The organism is Ensifer sp. YR511, from assembly GCF_900103045.1.
Classification (GTDB): Bacteria; Pseudomonadota; Alphaproteobacteria; order Rhizobiales; family Rhizobiaceae; genus Ensifer; species Ensifer adhaerens.
In genome coordinates this window covers 151,080-169,365 of the sequence record NZ_FNGR01000002.1, presented here as the reverse complement: position 1 = coordinate 169,365, position 18,286 = coordinate 151,080, and the positions used below count along the sequence as shown (strand labels likewise).

Sequence of the window (18,286 nt, the reverse complement as noted above, 5' to 3'; positions counted from 1 at the left end):
GGAGGCAGACGTGCAGCAAATTCGATGTGCTGCAGCGACCCTTGCGCGTCCCAGGACGCGCGGCGCTGCAGTCCGCAACCCGATAGGCGGCTATGATGACGGTTGGGTGATGCTTGCTTTACAACCCGATGAAGCTTTGGTGACAGGATTAGCCGGCGACGGCGAGGCTTGCCCAGCGGCCGGGCGTCAGGCCGTAGGCGCGCTTGAAATGACGGGTGAAATGCGCCTGGTCGGCAAAGCCGGTTTCGAGCGCAGCACCGGCAAGGCTTTCGCCCCGGGCGATCATCTGCCGTGCCCGCTCCAGCCGGCGCATCAGCAGGTAGCGATGGGGGCTGGTGCCGAGAACCCGGCGGAATTGCCGGGCGAGCGTGAAGCGATCGAGCCCGCTCACCGCCTCAAGTTCCTGCGAGCCGACGGGCCGTTCGAGATTGGCGCGAAGGAATTCGCTCGCCTGTAGAACGGCACGCTTGTCGGCCTTTGCGGGCTTGGCGTCCTTGGTGCCGGCGTGACGGTAGAGCCCCTCGGCGATCCGCACGAGAATGTCGTCGAGCGCCAGTTCGTCGATGCCATTGTCGAGATCCATCACGGCTTCGCCGACCGCCTGCCGCAGCGCCTCGTCGCCCACGACAGGGGCTGAGACGAAGGGCAGGGAGCGGTCGGTTTCATCAAGGGCTGCGAGTAGCCGTTCCGGCTGCAGATACATCATCCGGTAGCGCAGCCCGATCTCCGTTCCCGCGCCGCCATCATGGATCTCGTCCGGGTGGAGGATGATGATGCTTCCAGGATTGCTGAAGCGGCTTTCGCCGCGATACTGAAACGTCTGGACGCCGCCGAGCGTTACGCCGATGGCATAGGTGTCGTGGCGGTGCGGCTCGAAAAATTTTCCATGCAGGCGCGCCTCGATGCGCTCGATGCCATCGACCGCAGGCGCAACCCGAATGCCGTCGCCGGGCGCGCCGCACAATCGTTCAAGATCGATCGCAGCGCCGTCCGATAATGCGTCTTCCGGCACGCCCTGTCGGGCTGAAATGGAGATGGCCGTCATGTTCGATACCAAATTTGCAATCGTCTTGCGCGAGGACCTGGCAACCTGGCAGAAGCTCAACGTCACCGCCTTCCTCGCCACCGGGATCGCCGGACAGAAGCCCGGGATCATCGGCGAAGATTATCGCGATGGCGCCGGCAACGTCTACAACGCCTTGAGCATCCAGCCGATCATCGTCCTTGCCGCAGATGGGAAGACGCTCGGCAACATTCAACGGCGCGCGATCGAAAGAGAGGTCAAAGCTTCGATCTATGTCGACGGCATGTTTGCCACCGGTCACGACCACGCCAACCGTGCGGTTTTCGCCGAGACCAGGCCGGACGACGCGGCAGTCGCCGGCATTGCCATTCATGCGGACAAGAAGCTGGTCGACAAGATCACCAAGGGTGCCAAGCTGCACGGCTGACGGCGATCGCGATCCGGCCGATCGATGCCCTGCGCGCCGGCCGGGATCACTCGGCCGCGGTCGATGCCAGCTGAGGAGCCGCGCTGCCTGCGCGCAACGACAGAACGCCAAGCTTCTGCCCGCGTCCTCTGACGGCGTGCTCGCCGAGATCCTCGACCCGCACATAATGCGGCAGACGCATCTTGCGGGCGAGATCGGTGGAGATCAGTACCTGGTGGCCGAGCGTCTTGCAGAAACCTTCGAGCCGGGCGGTGGTGTTCACCGTATCGCCGAAATAGGTGATCTTGTGCCGGTCGAGCCCGATTTCCGCCGCAACGATGGTGCCGCCATGAAGCGCCGCGCGCAGCCGCGGAACCTCGCCGAACTCCTTTTGCCAACGGCGCGCATCCGCATCGATCATTTCCAGAATGTCGAAGACGCAATGAATGCAGGCCGCATTGTTGGTGGCGCGATCGAAAGGCCAGGTAATGACGGCGGCGTCACCGATATAGTCGTCGATCGAGCCGCGGTAGCGCATGACCGGGTCGGCGATCGTCGCAAACAGCCTGCCGAGATACTCCTGCATCCGCAGGTCGCCGTGTTTCTCGGCATAGGCGGTCGAGCCGGCCAGGTCGATGAAGAGGAAGACGCGTTCTTCCTCGACCGGTCTGCGATAGCGGCCGGTGAGCAGGCTCAAAAAGACGTCGCGCCCGAGGAGTTCGCGAACCCTGAGGATGAAGACGAGCGAACCTGATACGCCGAGCGCGAAGATTAGGACCGTCTTGGACGGCATCATCGCGTCCATCCAATGGTCCTCCATGACGCCGCCCGACTGCATGAGCAGGCCAGCGGCGGCATATCCGATGTCGAGAAGCACGAAGTAGATCACCAGCGACGCGACGAAAAAGACCGGCGTGGAAAAGGCGTGGATCCGTCGATGCAGGCGCCGGAAAATGATGCGTCGCTCGAAGGCGATGATCGGCAGGCACATGAAGAGCGCATAGGTCGCGCCGATCAGGGCGCCCTTGCCGTAGAAAACCCATGCGTAGACCGCGCCGGCGCCTGCGACGACCAGCAGCAAGAGAAGTCCTTCGAAAGTCGAAAAGCGCCAACGCATGCAGAAAGCTCCGGTACCGGAAAGGCGGCATCCGTGTCGGTCGGCGTTGCCCAAGGCGCCGGCTCACGTCACATCGTTTGATACGATGGTGATTCTGTTCCGCCCGGCCCTTCGCTAGAGCTGGATTCAGGCGGAAACTTGTCTCCGCCCAATCCCTTTTTCAAGCTGACGCGGACGTGATCTCGGCGCTGATTTCCACTGCTTCGATCTTCTTGTCGACGAAGCGCAGGGCAACGTCGCCGTTGATCAGCTTCAGTGCCGTTTCGCCGAAGAGTTCGCGCCGCCAGCCCTTGAGCGCGGCGACATCCGCCTTCTCGCCCTCGGCAGCTATTTTGTCGAGATCTTCGCTGTTGGCGATGATCTTCGCGGCGACACCCTGCTTCTCGGCGATCAGCTTCAAAAGCACCTTCAGCATCTCGCCAGCGGCCGCAGCACCTTCCGGCGCATGGCTTTGGCGCGGAAGCTTCGGCAGATCGGTCTTCGGGATCGCCAGCGCCTCGTTGACGGCCTCGACGACCGCCGTTCCAGCGGTGGAGCGTTCCCAGCCCTTGGGGATGGTCCGGAGCCGTGCCAGTGCTTCCGCATCCTTCGGCTGCTGCTGGGCGATCTCGTAAATGGCGTCATCCTTGAGGATGCGGCCGCGCGGCACGTTGCGGGCGCGTGCCTCGCGCTCGCGCCAGGCGGCGACCGTCTTCAGCACGGCGAGCTCGATCGGCTTCTTTACCCGCATCTTCAGCCGCTGCCAGGCGTCGTCAGGGTGCAGGTCGTAGGTGTCGCGGGCTTCGAGAATGGCCATCTCTTCGGTCAGCCAGAGCGAACGGCCTTCGCGTTCGAGTTCTGCCGCTAGGTATTTGTAGATGTCGCGCAGATGCGTGACGTCGGCCAGCGCATAGTCGAGCTGCTTTTCGGTCAGCGGACGGCGGCTCCAGTCGGTAAAGCGCGAGGACTTGTCGATCTGCGTGCCGGTGACGCGGTTGACCAGCTGGTCATAGGAGACGCTGTCGCCAAAGCCACAAACCATCGCTGCGACCTGCGTATCGAAGATCGGATGCGGAATAAGGTTTCCGAGATGGAAGATGATCTCGATGTCCTGACGCGCGGCATGGAACACCTTGATGACCTCAGGGTTTGCCATCAACGCGAAGAAGGGCGCAAGATCGATGCCCTTCGCCATCGGGTCGACGATGACGGCAAGGTCCGGGCTCGCCATCTGGATCAGGCAAAGCTCCGGCCAGAAAGTCGTCTCGCGAAGAAATTCGGTATCGATCGTAATATAATTTGATAGGGCCAGCTGCTGGCAGGCGGCCTCAAGGTCTGCTGTTGTTTCAATCATCAGATTTAAATCACTGTGGCGAAAATGCGGCTTGGAATTTCGTGTAACTCTTCGCGGCATCTGTCACAATCGAAATCTCAGACGACTTTGAAATAACCCGTCATGCCGGTCTTCTGGTGCTCGATGATATGGCAATGCACGACCCAATCGCCCGGATTGTCCGCCACAAGCGCCACTTCCGCCTGTTCATCGGGCAAAAGCAGGATCGTATCGGTCGGCGGCGGCAGGAAAGTCCGCTTGTTGGAATTGAGAATGCGGAAGCTCAGGCCGTGCAGATGGATCGGGTGCGCATGCGGCGTCCGGTTGGCGACCTCCAGCACATAGCTCTTGCCGAGCTTCATCTCCTCGATCGGCGCGATCGGATCGGGCGTGTCGCCCGGCCACGGAACCTTGTTGATCGCCCAGAAGGTGTAGCCAAGCGAACCGCAGATCGAAGGCGTCGCCTTGTGCTCCGCCGTCGCCGTCAGTTCGAGCGGCACGCGGGTGGCGGTGGAGAGGTCGGCTTCCGCGATCGGGTTGGCGGGCAGGGGGCTGACATCCCGAAGATCGCGCTCGAGCGACGCTCCGGCTGACCGGAAGCGCGCGATCGTCCAGGGATGCGATCCACGCAGGTTGCCGAGCGCAACCGTCTGACCCTCGCTGTCGGGCATGCGCACGACAAGATCGACGCGCTGGCCGGGCCCAAAATCGTAGCGATCAAGTGCAAAGGGCTTGTCGACCGGATTGCCGTCGAGCGCGATGACCATCGCCTCAGCGCCCTCAAGGCCGATCGTATAGATGCGGGTGACGTCGGTTGCGGCGATGCGCACGCGCACCAGGCCGCCGGCCGGTGCGTCGTAAGTTGGCTCCTGCTGCCAGTTGGCGGTGCGCACCGTGCCGTAAGTGCCGCCGCGGGCCGCATCCCGCGGCTTGAATGCGTCGATGAACGCGCCGCCGGTGCCGAGCCGCCAATCGCGCAGGTTGAGCACGATCTCGGCATCGAACGTCGGATCGTCCGGGTTCTCGACGACGATCATGCCGGTCAGGCCGGCGCCCATCTGGGTCAGCGTGTTGCAATGTGGATGATACCAGAAGGTGCCGGCATCCGGCGGGGTGAACACATAGTCGAAACGGTCGCCCGGATAGACATAGGGCTGCGTCAGTTCCGGCACGCCATCCATGGCGTTGGCAATGCGCAGTCCGTGCCAATGTACCGTCGTCGGCTCGTCCAGCCGGTTGAAGAGGCGGGCCGCATAGGGCTCGCCCTTGCGCATGCGCAGGACGGGCGGCATGCCGGTACTTGGAGCCTCACCCAAGCCGTAGGTCATGACCTTGGGCGTAAGCCCATCCTTGGCGATCTGGGCTTCGGCAAGCTGTGCCATCAGGATCTGCGGATCGGGTGCGGTGCCGGCGCGCGCCGCCATGCCGGCGCCGAGCGCGAAGGCGCCTCCGAGAGCAGCGGAGCCTTGGAGGAAGGTGCGACGGCTGATGACGGGCATTTCGGCAATCTCGGCTGCTGTTTGAGGTGCCCCGGTTCTAAACCTGATTATTGCGTTCAGCAATTATCCGGATCGCGCGCATCTTGCCGCAGGTCAGCGATCCTTGCGCTTGTGGTTGTTGCCGGCGGCGAGCTTGTTGAAAAAGGACGAGGTGCGCAGGAGATTGCGGAACGGCAAGGCGCGCTCCCCGGCGGGCACCGGCCCGCGCGCCGTCATGCGCTGCAGGGTGTAGAGCATGAACAGGAAGAGGATCGCTGCCGTGTAGATGAACAGCGCCTGCGGCCCGAAGATCTCGAGCAGGAAGGAGGCAAACAGCGGCCCGATGATCGCGCCGAGCGACCAGAAGAACAGCATGCCGGCGGAGACGAGCGCATGCTGCCCCTCGGCCGCGTGGTCGTTCGCATGGGCCGAACAGAGCGAATAGAGCGGCATGGCAAAGGCGCCGAACAGGAAGATGCCGGCAAAGTTCAGCCATTCGTCGTTGCCGGCGCCGAAGGCGAGAAACAAGCCTGCGAGCAGCGACCCGAAGGTGGCGATCAGGATGATCAGGCGGCGGTCGAACCGATCGGAATAGTGGCCGAGCGGATACTGCAGCACGACGCCGCCGATGATGCCGGCGCTCATGAAGGTGGCGATTGCCGTCACCGACAGGCCGATGCCCTGCGCATAGATCGGCCCGAGCGAGCGGAAGGCGGCGTTGGTCAGACCGACGACGATGCAGCCGACGGTCGCAAGCGGCGAGATGTTCCAGAGCGCTTTGACGTCGAAGCGGATCGCCTCCGGGGCCACAGGGCTCGAGCGGTCGGCAAAGGAGATCGGCACCAGCGACAGCGTCAGCGCCATGGAGATGATGGCAAAAAGCTCGAAGCCGCCAAGCCCGATGCCAGGAATGACATATTGTGCGGCCGTGACCGAGCCGAGGTCGACGAGGCGATAGACCGAAAGCGTGCGGGCCCGGTTTTTATTGGTGACGCTGGCATTGAGCCAGCTCTCGACTGTCGCAAACAGGCAGGCGAAACAGATGCCGGCAAGAAGCCGCATCAGGAACCACATCAGCGGATTGATGACGAGCACCATCGAGATGGCTGCGGCCGAAGCGATCGCCGCCATCGCCGAGAAGGTGCGGATGTGACCTATCGAGCGCAGGATGCGGGTGACGTAGACGCAGCCAAGCGCGAAGCCGATATTGTAGCCGGCGCCGATAACGCCGATCAGCGATGTCGAGAAACCTTCTTCGAGTGCACGCAGCGAGATGAAAGTGCCCTGCAGGCCGTTGCCGCCGATGAGGATGCCTGCGGTGACGAGGAGGGGGATAAGCGGGCGAATCTGGGACATGGGGCAGGCGACATCCGGGCAGGCGGCCACGACTCGGGTGGGATCACTATCGGGCCTTGCTCATGTGTAGCCCCGCATTCTGCCGCCGGACAGTCCCGAATTGTGACGATTGCCGTTCTTTTCGCGGCATTTCGGCCGCCTTCTGTCACAAGCGGTCTTGGACTGGCTCTTGCCTTCGTTTACAACGCACCTCCATCGGGGGCGGCAGCGGGCGCTGCAGCTTGACAAAGGCTGCGCATCATGCGCTTTTCCGCCCGATTTTGACCATGTTGCCGCGCGCTGTGTCCCACGAGCTTGCGCGGCTCTTTGCAATTCCGGGATAAGACGATGCACCGTTACCGCAGCCACACCTGTGCCGCCCTCCGCAAGTCGGACGTCGGTTCCACCGTTCGCCTTTCGGGCTGGGTCCACCGCGTCCGCGACCATGGCGGCCTGCTCTTCATCGACCTGCGCGACCACTACGGCATCACCCAGGTCGTTGCCGATCCCGACAGCCCCGCCTTCAAGGCGGCCGAGACCGTTCGCGGCGAATGGGTCGTGCGCATTGACGGCCTCGTCAAGGCGCGCATGGATGACACCGTCAACAAGGGCATGCCAACCGGCGAAATCGAACTCTATGCGCAGGAGATCGAGGTTCTCTCGGCCGCCAAGGAACTGCCGTTGCCGGTCTTTGGCGAGCCGGACTATCCGGAAGACGTGCGCCTCAAGTACCGCTTCCTCGACCTGCGTCGCGACACGCTGCACAAGAACATCGTCAAGCGCACCCAGATCATCTCGTCGATGCGCCGCCACATGGGCGACGTCGGTTTCACCGAATACACGACCCCGATCCTGACGGCCTCGTCGCCGGAAGGCGCGCGCGACTTCCTCGTGCCTTCGCGCATTCATCCCGGCAGCTTCTATGCCCTGCCGCAGGCGCCGCAGCAGTACAAGCAGTTGCTGATGGTCGCCGGCTTCGACCGCTACTTCCAGATCGCCCCGTGCTTCCGCGACGAAGACCCGCGCGCCGACCGCCTGCCGGGCGAGTTCTACCAGCTCGACCTGGAAATGAGCTTCGTCGAGCAGGAAGACGTCTGGTCGACGATGGAACCGGTGATCCGCGACATCTTCGTGGAGTTTGCCGACGGCAAGCCGGTGACGGAAAAGTTCCCGCGCATTCCTTACGACACGGCGATCCGCAAATACGGCTCCGACAAGCCGGACCTGCGCAACCCGATCGAGATGCAGGCGGTTACCGAACACTTCGCCGGTTCCGGCTTCAAGGTCTTCGCGAACATGATCGCGTCTAACCCGAAGGTCGAAGTCTGGGCGATCCCGGCCAAGACCGGTGGCTCGCGCGCCTTCTGCGACCGCATGAACGCCTGGGCGCAGAGCCAGGGTCAGCCCGGCCTCGGCTACATCTTCTGGCGCAAGGAGGGCGAAAAGCTCGAAGGCGCCGGCCCGCTCGCCAAGAACATCGGCGAAGAGCGCACGGATGCGATCCGCACCCAGCTCGGCCTCGACGACGGCGACGCCTGCTTCTTCGTCGCCGGTGACCCCGCCAAGTTCTACAAGTTTGCTGGCGAAGCCCGCACCCGCGCCGGCGAGGAACTGAACCTCGTCGACCGCGACCGCTACGAATTCTGCTGGATCGTCGACTTCCCGTTCTACGAATGGCTGGAAGACGAAAAGAAGATCGACTTCGCCCACAACCCCTTCTCGATGCCGCAGGGTGGTCTGGAAGCGCTGAACGGCGAAGATCCGCTGTCGATCAAGGCCTACCAGTACGACATGGTCTGCAACGGCTTCGAAATCGCCTCCGGCTCGATCCGTAACCAGCTTCCGGAAGTCATGGTCAAGGCGTTCGAGCTGACCGGCAAGTCGCAGCAGGAGGTCGAAGATCAGTTCGGCGGCCTCTACCGCGCCTTCCAGTACGGTGCACCGCCGCATGGCGGCATGGCATTCGGCATCGACCGTATCGTCATGCTGCTCGTCGGCGCCAAGAACCTGCGCGAGATTTCGATCTTCCCGATGAACCAGCAGGCCGTCGACCTCCTGATGGGCGCACCGTCGGAAGCGACGCCGGCCCAGCTGCGCGAACTGGCGATCCGCCCGATTCCGCAGAAGAAGGACTGAGGTCGAACGGACCTGACCCCAAAAGGAAAGCCCGGCGATCGTCTCGCCGGGCTTTTTCTTTGTCTGCGCCAGATGTCTGTTCAGTGCCTGCCGTAGATGGCGTCGCGAACCTCGCGGGTGAACGGACCCCACATGCCCTCGAAGGTCGTGTTCGTCATGGCTACGACGGTGATCTTCTGCCCTGCGCAGTGAGACGCTGGCCTTGCTGGAGGCGCGCTTCCGGCAGGGCATAGCGGACGGAGAACTACGTGCGGATACCGATGCCGGCGGCCTCGCGCGCTTCGTCGGCGCCATTCTCCAGGGCATGACCGTGCAGACGCAGGACGGTGCCGGCGATGCGGACCTCCTGCCGATCGCTGAACTTGCGATCGCCGAGGTCGGGCGCACCGGCAGCCGTCCGGTTAGGCGACCGACCGCCTGGCGCGGGTCAGAAATCCATGCCGGGGCCGGGCGGTGGCGTGGGTGGGTTCTTCTTCGGTTTTTCGGCGACCATCGCTTCGGTGGTTACAAGCAGGCCGGCGACCGACGCCGCATCCTGCAGCGCCGCCCGCACGACTTTCGCCGGATCGATGACGCCCATGCGGTAGAGATCGCCATATTCACCGGTCTGCGCGTTCCAACCCTGGGCGAAGTCGCTCATCTCCCGAAGTTTGCCGACGATGACCGAGCCTTCGGCGCCGGCGTTTTCGGCGATCTGGCGCACCGGCGCCTCCAGCGCCCGCCGGACGATCTCGACGCCGACGCGTTGGTCGTCATTTTCGGGCTTGAGCCCATCGAGCGCGTGGACGACGCGGAGCAGCGCGACGCCGCCGCCAGGTAGAATGCCTTCCTCCACCGCGGCCCGCGTCGCATGCAGCGCATCGTCGACCCGGTCCTTCTTTTCCTTCACTTCCACTTCCGTCGAGCCGCCCACCCGGATCACCGCGACGCCGCCGGCAAGCTTGGCCAGCCGTTCCTGCAGCTTCTCGCGATCGTAGTCGGAGGTCGTTTCCTCGATCTGCGCCTTGATCTGGCCGACACGCCCGTCGATGTCCGCCTTGGTGCCGGCGCCATCGACGATGGTGGTGTCTTCCTTCTCGACCATCACCCGCTTGGCCCGCCCGAGATTGGCGAGCGTCACGGTTTCAAGCTTGATGCCGAGATCTTCGGAGATGACGGTCCCGCCCGTCAGGATGGCGATGTCCTCGAGCATCGCCTTGCGCCGGTCGCCGAAGCCCGGCGCCTTGACGGCGGCGATCTTCAGCCCGCCGCGCAGCTTGTTGACGACCAGCGTCGCCAGCGCTTCGCCTTCCACATCTTCGGCGATGATCAACAGCGGCCGGCTTGCCTGGATCACTGCTTCGAGAATCGGGATCATCGCCTGCAGGTTGGAAAGCTTCTTTTCGTGAATGAGAATGTAGGGGTCTTCGAATTCAACCCGCATCTTCTCCTGGTCGGTGACGAAATAGGGGGAGAGATAGCCGCGGTCGAATTGCATGCCTTCGACGATCTCCAGCTCTATTTCGGCCGTCTTCGCCTCCTCGACCGTAATCACGCCTTCGTTGCCGACACGCTCCATTGCCTTTGCCAGATAGCTTCCGATTTCGGCGTCGCCGTTGGCCGAGATCGTGCCGACCTGCGCGATCTCCTCATTGTTGGAAATCTTGCGCGCATGGGTCTTCAGTTTTGCGACGATCGCATCGACGGCGAGATCGATGCCGCGTTTCAGATCCATCGGGTTCATGCCGGACGCGATTGCCTTCACACCCTCCTTGACGATGGCCTGTGCGAGCACGGTGGCCGTCGTTGTGCCGTCGCCGGCCACGTCGCTGGTGCGCGACGCGACCTCCCGCAGCATCTGCGCGCCCATGTTCTCGAACTTGTCGTCGAGCTCGATTTCCTTGGCGACCGACACGCCGTCCTTGGTGATGCGCGGCGCGCCGAAGGCGCGTTCGATGACGACGTTGCGTCCCTTCGGGCCGAGCGTGACCTTGACCGCATCGGCGAGAATGTCGACGCCGCGCAACATCCGATCGCGGGCATCGCTACTGAACCTGACTTCCTTGGCAGCCATTGTGGACCTCCCTCAACACGAACATATGGCCTCACGCACCCAGCCGCCCGGAAGGCGGCTTGCAATCGGACGTACCCGGCAACCGGCTTTCGCGACTACAGTCCCAAATTCCGCTCTTCTTCGTTGTCCGGGGTCAAGATATCGATCAGCGCCGCAACGCGGCCGGCCGGCAGATGGCGGCCTTCCCCGATCAGCGCTTCATCGTTGTTGACCCAGGCGATCGCCTCCGCAAGCTCGCCGGCCGTCGCGCCGGTCGCAAGCAGTTCGGCCATCAGCGTCTCGTCAACCGGGCCAAGGATGGCTGTAATGTCCGCCTGCTTCAGTCCCATGGGTTTCTCCTTCCGTTTTATCGGTCAGGAACATGGATTTCGGTCCTTGGTGGAATAAATAGGCCAGACCCGGCCGGCATCAAGCGCCGATCGCAAAGCCGCGACGTGCAGGCGTTAAAAAGGCGTGAGTAAGCTCACTGCGGCCGTAGCGCGTTATCGAGGAAATACCATTGGTCGAGATGGGCGCGGACGACCGGCTCGATCGTGTCGTTCAGCAACTGCATGTCATCCAGCAGCCGGGCATTGGGGCGCTCCTCCGCCGGCAAACGTATCGGCGGCAAGGCCGTGCATTCGAAGCGGAAGTCGTCGGTGCGAAGGCCGTACCAGGGGCAGATCGTAGCGCCCGTCATGCGCGCCAGCCGTATGGCGATGGCGATGTTGCCTTCCTGATGCGGCCGGCGGCCGAAGAACGGCCCGCGGATCATGCCGCCGAACCCCTCGTCGCAGAAGATGCTGACAACGCCGCCGCCTTTCAGAACCTTCAGTGCCGGCCGGATCCCGTCCATTCCCGGAGGCAGAAACTGCAAGCCAGCCTTGCTGCGCACCCGATCGGCGATCCACGCCTTGGCCCGGCCCTTGGGCGGCACATAGAAGGCATGCGGCTGGAGGCCGAGCTTGCGGAATGCGATCGTGCCCACTTCCCAGTTGCCGAGATGCAGGCCGACGAGAATGACTGGGCCACGGTTTGCCGCCTCACGGATGGGTGCAAGGCCCTCGGTCTTCAGCCGCTCCGGCCGCTGCTGCAATCGGTTGACGACGGAGAACTCCGTCATCAACCGTCCCTGAGCGCGACAGTTTTCGAGAAACAGTGCCTCGCGTTGCGGGGCGTCAAGGTCCGGCCGCAACTGTTCGATGGTTTCACGGGCGCGGCGGGTTGCCACCTTGTGGAAGCGCGGAACCATGAAGAGACCGAGCGCCGCCCCAAGCCTGGAGCAGGCGTCCATCGGCAGCAGCTTCATGCCGAAATGGGCGGCGATGTTGGCGACGTTCCAGATGTTGTCGGTGATCCAATAGCGCCGGAAGGCCCGCGCCCTGTCGCCACCCGCCAGTGCATCGGCGAGCCGCGGGGCGCTTTCCTCGGCGAAGATCCAGGCCCTGCGCTTGCCGATCGGCTGCGCCGCGTGCGGATCATCCGGCGCCATGCGACGGGGCCTCTCGCTTGTGCAAGGTGACCGGCAGGCCATTCTTCGGCCTGAGGGTCAGGCGGCAGATCGGTTCGACCGCGTGGCGCTGGCTCACACGAACCCGGTAGCGCTGCGCGATGATCGCCAGGCACAGGATCGCTTCGGTCAGCCCGAAATGCAGGCCGGGGCAGACGCGCGGTCCGCTGGCAAAGGGGATGAAGCTGTAGGGCGTCGGGCGCCGGCCTTCGGTAAACCGTTCCGGATGGAAGTGGTGTGGATCCTGGAAGAGGCTTTCAGTCCGGTGAAGGAGCCACGGCACGATCAGCACGAGCGAGCCCGGCTCTGCGGCAACGTCGCCGATCATATCCGCCTCGCGGGTCTGCCGCGCCAGGATCGGAACCGGTGGATAGAGGCGAAGCGTCTCCTCGATAACTGCCCGGCACCATTCGAGCTGAGGCACGTCGTCGATCGTCGGTGTCCGGTCGCCGCAGACCCTGGCGATTTCGTCGTGAACGGCCTTCTCGACCCAGCCTGCCTTCGAAAGCAGATACCAGGTCCAGGTCAGCGTCGCCGCCGTCGTCTCGTGCCCGGCCATGAAGATGGTCGCGGCCTCGTTACGCAAGGCGACGAGGTCGAGTTTCAGTTCCGGGTTTCGTTGCTGGCGCCGGATCAGCAGCTCGACCATCGAATTGTGGTCGCCGCGTCCGGCAAGGTGATCCTCAACCACCTTGTCGATGGTTGCGTGGATGCGCTTGACCGAACGACGCAGGCTCGGCGTGCGCAGCACCGGCAGGCCGTCGTCAAAGCCGAGGAAGTAACCGATGTTGATGGAATCGACCAGCGACTGGTAGCTGGTGAAGCCCTCGGTCACCGCCGCCGCGCTACCGTCGCCGAGCTGGTTACCGAAGACGCTGCGCGCGATGATTTCGGCGGTCAGCCCCGCCATTTCGTGCAACGCGTTGACCTCGGCGCCATCGGGCATGCGGTTCCAGCGCTCGACCAGTTCGCTGGTCGTATTTTCCATGACGGGCCCGAAAGAGGGGACCCGCTTGGCGTGGACGATGTCCGCCACTAGCGGCCGGCGTTGCTTCCAGGTGTCCCCGTCCGAAATAAACAGCCCGTCGCCCAGCAGGAATTCGAGTGCCCGGCGCATCTGCGGGCTCTTGCGCTCGAAGTTTTCATGACGCTTGACGACGACCTGCCGGATCAGGTCGGGCGAGTTGACGACGATGATCTGCCGCCCAAGGATCCGGGTCTGCGAGATCGTTTCGGTATAGTCGCTCGCCCGCCAGATCGACAGGAAATCCGTTCGCGCCTGGAGCAGCAGCCGCAACGGCTTACCGGGCGGGCCCGTATAGTAGTCAGCTCGGACGGGGGCGAATTTCCCCTCCAACAATTCTTCAGTGAAATTTACAGACTGCTGGAGCCAGGCGAGCATTTACGTCCGATCTGCCGTAACGTGGAGACGATATTCGGGCATGTATTTGTATATTTGCACAAAGTCCGAGACGTCCCCTTCGAGGCCTAGATGCTCTCAAGTTCGTTGGAAGTCGGATTCTGAATTGCCTGAGGGTGGCATGCACGATTTCGATGAAAAACGCTATCGCCTTACGGTGAAAATTTCTTGGTGCAAGCAATAGCTCACCGGGAAGAAAAGAGCCCCGCAGCCGATGCGTGCTCCACAAGGGCGTGCAACGTGATCCGACTATGCGGTTCGCAAGTAAGGGCGATGCTTGTTCTTTCACGGGAGGGCGGCGGCGCAGCTTTCGGCCGGCGAGGTCCGCCGAGTGAATGCCGTGGGCCACATGGGAAGCCGGTGCGGCGCCATCAAGCCTTGCGTGCCTGTCTCGGCGCGCAAGGCTGTCGTCATGTCGGTTTCTCCCGGGCTCGGCTGAGGCCGGGAGAGACCTGAACGATTAGTCGTTCGCCGTTACCTTGACGCCGAGCACCGACGGGATGGTGTTCGGCGCGCCCATGGCGGCACCCATGATCATCGGGAACGGAACCGGCTTTTCCGGTGCCGCGCTGATCGTCAGGCTCTTCGGGCCATCGAGATAGGCATTGACGGCAGCCGACACCTGGTTCTGCAGTTCCGGCACGTTGAGCTGCGCCATCATGATCGGCACCAGGCCCTTCAGCGACTGTGCCATCTGCTCACCGGTCACGCCCTGCTGCGAGCCGGCATAGTCGAGCGCCTTCTTGGTGATCGAGGCGTCGTCGAAGCGGATTTCGGCGCTGTTGAAGGTCAGCTGTTGCATGAGGCCCATCATGGCGAGACCCATGGCCTGGTTGGCCTCTTCCTTGTTCGGATTGGCTTCGGCAGCCTTCATCGCTTCCTGCATCGATTTGACGAAGGCAAGCGTGTAGCCGGAGATGTCGAGAGCGAAGTTCAACCGGCCGACATTCTTGAAGTCGAGCGCATATTCTTCGAGCGCGACATTGCCGCTTTCGACTTCCCAGCTGCCCTTCATCGTCAGGGCGCCGTCGATAGTGGTGAGGCCGAGCTTTTCGATCGCCTCCTTGGTCTTGGCGTCCTCGACCGACGACAGGTCGGCCTTGATGCCGGAAGCGGTCGCGTCGAAGTCGAAGCCGGCGTCATTTTCCTGGCGCGCGAGGTTGGCTTCGGTGCTTTCGAGCGAGAAGACTTCCTTGCCCTTGGAGCTGACGGCGATCGGGCCGGTGCTGGCGCTTTCATAGAGAATGATGTCGTTGATCGTTCCGCCGGTCGCATTGGCCGGGATCGTCAGGCCGGAGAGCAGGATATCCTTGACGGAAATGGCGCCTTCGTCCTGGCTGACATTGACGTCGGGGAACGAAACGGTTTCGGCGTAATAGCCGCCGCCTTCGGTCTCCTCGACGCCCTCAAAGGTCAGGTCCCCGATATTCAGGTCCACAGCGTCGCCCGGCTGGCTCGCGACCTTCAGCTTCACGCCGGTCACCGTCACCTTGTCGCCGTCGACTTCGGCCTTGTCATAGGTGATCGAGGTGCCGTTCGCGTTCGTCGCTGCGTCGAGCTTCTTCATCAAATCGGCGCCATCGAGCGCGAAGGCCGGGCCGGTCAGCGTGAGAAGCGCGGCGCTCGCCATCATCAGGCGGATCTTGCGCGTGTGCATCATTTCGAGTTCCTTCGTGAAAATCTTTGATTGTGTAGCTGTTTAAGAAGATAAGGCGTCGCTGATCTGGTTCCCTTGGCGAGGGCGTCAACTGTAGGCACATGGCAGCATTCGTCTTTGTCGGCGGCGCGCGGCCGCCAGTTCCGTCTGCCAATGCGCGTCCTGCGATCCCCCTTGCAAATCGTCCAAATCAACTCCAGCCGAAGCTATTACGAAACAGGGCGAAATTATATTCGCTTGGGCGAACCGCACATGTTCCTGCTCGGGCATGCTTTCCGGGACGTTACCTGGCGGCAGCCTCCGACGCATAGCGGCGCGACCGTTGCACGAACATTGCGCCGGGGCAAGCGGATCGGTGCGAGAGCCGGTTATTTGGGGCGAGGGGGTTCTCCACAAGCGCAAGCCCTGAAAACCTTGCCGTTCCGGGTTTGTTGCGCTAGCAAGAACCTATGGGACAAAGCCTCAATCCCCCGTCAGGCGGGGACGATCACATTCAGCCGGTTGACCTCAAGGCGGCGCTGGAAGAGCGTTACCTCGCCTATGCCTTGTCGACCATCATGCACCGCGCGCTTCCGGACGTTCGCGACGGGTTGAAGCCCGTGCATCGTCGTATCGTGCATGCGATGAGCGAGATGGGGCTGAGGCCCAACTCTTCGTTCAAGAAATGCGCGCGTATCGTCGGCGACGTGATGGGTAAGTTCCATCCGCACGGCGACGCGTCGATCTATGACGCGCTGGTGCGCCTGTCGCAGGAATTCGCGATCCGCTATCCGCTGGTCGACGGCCAGGGCAACTTCGGCAACATCGACGGCGATAACGCCGCGGCGATGCGCTACACCGAAGCGAAGATGACGGACGTCTGCTCTCTGCTCCTGGAAGGCATCGACCAGGACGCGGTGGATTTCCGCCCGACCTACAACGAGGAAGACCAGGAGCCGACCGTGCTCCCCGGCGCTTTCCCGAACCTGCTCGCAAACGGCGCGACCGGCATCGCCGTCGGCATGGCCACCTCGATCCCGCCGCACAACGCGCATGAACTCTGCGACGCGGCGCTGCATCTCATCCGCCATCCCGACGCGACCGTCGAGGATCTGCTTTACGATCCCGCCAACCCGCAAAAGGGCGGCATCGAAGGGCCCGACTTCCCGACCGGCGGCGTGATCGTCGAGGGCCGGGAAAGCATGGCCGAATCCTACCGCACCGGCCGTGGCGGTTTCCGTGTTCGTGCCCGCTGGGCGCAGGAAGACCTTGGGCGCGGCGGCTACCAGATCGTCGTCACCGAAATCCCCTATCAGGTGCAGAAGTCCCGCCTGATCGAAAAGATTGCCGAGCTCCTGGTCGCCCGCAAACTGCCGCTGCTCGAAGACATCCGCGACGAATCGGCCGAAGACATCCGCATCGTCCTCGTGCCGAAGACCCGTTCGGTCGATGCCGGCATTCTGATGGAATCGCTGTTCAAGCTGACCGAGCTCGAAAGCCGCATCCCACTCAACATGAACGTGCTGTCGCTCGGACGCGTGCCGCGCGTCATGGCGCTGAACGAAGTGCTGTCGGAATGGCTGGCGCATCGCCGCGAAGTGCTGCAGCGCCGATCGCGCCACCGGCTGGCCGCGATCGACCGCCGGCTCGAAATCCTCGGCGGCTACCTCGTCGCCTATCTGAACATCGACGAAGTCATTCGCATCATCCGCGAAGAGGATGAGCCGAAGACGGTGATGATGGAGCGGTTCTCGCTCACCGATCTCCAGGCCGAGTCGATCCTCAACATGCGCCTGCGCTCCTTGCGCAAGCTCGAGGAATTCGAGATCCGCACCGAGTTCGATGCGCTCTCGAAGGAGAAGGCCGAGATCGAGGCGCTGCTCGCCTCCGACGAAAAGCAATGGCAGACCGTCGCCTGGGAAATCGGCGAAGTCAAAAAGAAGTTTGCCAAGGCGACCGAGATCGGCAAGCGCCGCAGCACCTTTGCCGATGCGCCGGAAGCCGACGTAGAGGCGATCCAGCAGGCGATGATCGAGAAGGAACCGATCACCGTCGTCATCTCTGAGAAGGGCTGGATCCGCGCGCTGAAGGGCCACATCTCCGACACGTCTTCGCTCCAGTTCAAGGAGGGTGACGCGCTGAAGGTGGCGTTCCCGGCGCAGACGACCGACAAGATCCTCGTCTTCACGACAGGCGGCAAGGTCTATACGCTCGGCGGCGACAAGCTGCCCGGCGGTCGCGGCCATGGCGAGCCGCTGCGCATCATCGTCGACATGGAGACCGACCAGGACGTCCTGACGGCCTTCGTTCACGACCCGGCGCGCAAGCTCATCGTCGCCTCGGTTGCCGGCAACGGCTTCGTCGTCACCGAAAGCGATATCGTCGCCAATACCCGCAAGGGCAAGCAGGTGATGAACGTCTCGGCCAGCGACGAAGCGAAGCTGGTCGTTCCGGTCAAGGGCGATCACGTGGCCGTCGTCGGCGAAAACCGCAAGCTGGTCGTCTTCCCGCTCGTCCAGATCCCCGAGATGGCACGCGGCAAGGGCGTGCGGCTGCAGCGTTACAAGGATGGCGGCATCTCCGACATTCGCTGCTTCACGATCGCTGACGGTCTCGTCTGGGAAGACAGCGCCGGCCGGGTCTTTACCAAGACCAAGGACGAACTGATCGAATGGCAGGGCGACCGCGCTTCTGCCGGCCGCGTCGTTCCGAAGGGCTTCCCGCGCAGCGGCAAGTTCAGCGGCTGACCGGGATAAGGAGAGCCATGCGGTCGAGAGGCCGCGTGGCTCCTGTTTCGTTTTGGCGCAGTTTGGCGCAATCTCTTAAATCATTGGAAATCCAAATGAAACGCAGGCGCAACTGGCGCTTGTAAGCCGGAAG

Annotated in this window: 13 protein-coding genes; 3 read left to right on the top strand and 10 right to left on the bottom strand. The window is 63.1% G+C overall.

What is annotated here, in order from left to right:
• Positions 1-148: 148 nt before the first annotated feature.
• Positions 149-1,045: an AraC family transcriptional regulator gene (locus BLU15_RS05315; protein ID WP_090294572.1), complete on the bottom strand. Its 897-nt coding sequence runs from the start codon at positions 1,043-1,045 to the stop codon at positions 149-151.
• Between BLU15_RS05315 and BLU15_RS05310 the strand changes: the two genes are divergently transcribed.
• A complete protein-coding gene (locus tag BLU15_RS05310; protein WP_060522237.1) occupies positions 1,044-1,451 on the top strand; it encodes a DUF2000 family protein in 408 nt (135 codons plus the stop codon). The two genes, BLU15_RS05315 and BLU15_RS05310, sit on opposite strands and share 2 nt — an antisense overlap.
• 46 nt (positions 1,452-1,497) lie before the next feature.
• Here the strand turns inward: BLU15_RS05310 and BLU15_RS05305 are convergent, their stop codons facing one another.
• The 4 genes from BLU15_RS05305 to BLU15_RS05290 form a co-directional block, all read right to left on the bottom strand.
• A complete protein-coding gene (locus tag BLU15_RS05305; protein WP_034803810.1) occupies positions 1,498-2,547 on the bottom strand; it encodes an adenylate/guanylate cyclase domain-containing protein in 1,050 nt (349 codons plus the stop codon).
• 160 nt (positions 2,548-2,707) lie between these two features.
• Positions 2,708-3,880, bottom strand: coding sequence for a ribonuclease D (gene rnd / locus BLU15_RS05300; RefSeq protein ID WP_060522151.1), 1,173 nt, complete (start codon positions 3,878-3,880; stop codon positions 2,708-2,710).
• A gap of 77 nt (positions 3,881-3,957) precedes the next feature.
• On the bottom strand, positions 3,958-5,358 hold the full coding sequence (locus BLU15_RS05295) for a multicopper oxidase family protein (RefSeq protein WP_090294571.1): 1,401 nt from the start codon (positions 5,356-5,358) through the stop codon (positions 3,958-3,960).
• Between the two features lie 93 nt (positions 5,359-5,451).
• Positions 5,452-6,693 carry an MFS transporter gene (locus BLU15_RS05290; protein WP_089043952.1) on the bottom strand — a complete coding sequence of 414 codons (1,242 nt, stop codon included), beginning with the start codon at positions 6,691-6,693 and terminating at the stop codon, positions 5,452-5,454.
• A gap of 327 nt (positions 6,694-7,020) precedes the next feature.
• On the opposite strand from BLU15_RS05290, the gene aspS reads away from it, so the two are divergent.
• Positions 7,021-8,808, top strand: coding sequence for an aspartate--tRNA ligase (gene aspS / locus BLU15_RS05285; protein WP_060580900.1), 1,788 nt, complete (start codon positions 7,021-7,023; stop codon positions 8,806-8,808).
• 427 nt (positions 8,809-9,235) lie between these two features.
• Here aspS and groL read toward each other — a convergent pair whose 3' ends face one another.
• The 5 genes from groL to BLU15_RS05260 form a co-directional block, all read right to left on the bottom strand.
• Positions 9,236-10,861 (bottom strand): chaperonin GroEL, encoded by a 1,626-nt coding sequence (gene groL, locus BLU15_RS05280; RefSeq protein ID WP_090294569.1) that lies wholly within the window; start codon positions 10,859-10,861, stop codon positions 9,236-9,238.
• 95 nt (positions 10,862-10,956) lie between these two features.
• Complete coding sequence (locus tag BLU15_RS05275) at positions 10,957-11,190, bottom strand: hypothetical protein (RefSeq protein ID WP_034803790.1); 234 nt, start codon at positions 11,188-11,190, stop codon at positions 10,957-10,959.
• Between the two features lie 134 nt (positions 11,191-11,324).
• Entirely contained in the window at positions 11,325-12,332 is a 1,008-nt protein-coding gene (locus BLU15_RS05270; protein ID WP_162731779.1) for a lysophospholipid acyltransferase family protein, read from the bottom strand.
• The gene (locus tag BLU15_RS05265; protein ID WP_226020675.1) at positions 12,319-13,647 is read right to left on the bottom strand and encodes a cytochrome P450; all 1,329 of its coding nucleotides are present in this window, start codon (positions 13,645-13,647) and stop codon (positions 12,319-12,321) included. The genes BLU15_RS05270 and BLU15_RS05265 overlap by 14 nt, the downstream gene beginning before the upstream one ends.
• A 583-nt stretch (positions 13,648-14,230) precedes the next feature.
• The gene (locus BLU15_RS05260; protein WP_034803785.1) at positions 14,231-15,430 is read right to left on the bottom strand and encodes a hypothetical protein; all 1,200 of its coding nucleotides are present in this window, start codon (positions 15,428-15,430) and stop codon (positions 14,231-14,233) included.
• Between the two features lie 446 nt (positions 15,431-15,876).
• Here BLU15_RS05260 and parC point away from each other — a divergent pair, with 446 nt between their 5' ends.
• Positions 15,877-18,153: a DNA topoisomerase IV subunit A gene (gene parC, locus BLU15_RS05255; RefSeq protein ID WP_034803783.1), complete on the top strand. Its 2,277-nt coding sequence runs from the start codon at positions 15,877-15,879 to the stop codon at positions 18,151-18,153.
• The last annotated feature ends 133 nt before the right edge of the window (positions 18,154-18,286 follow it).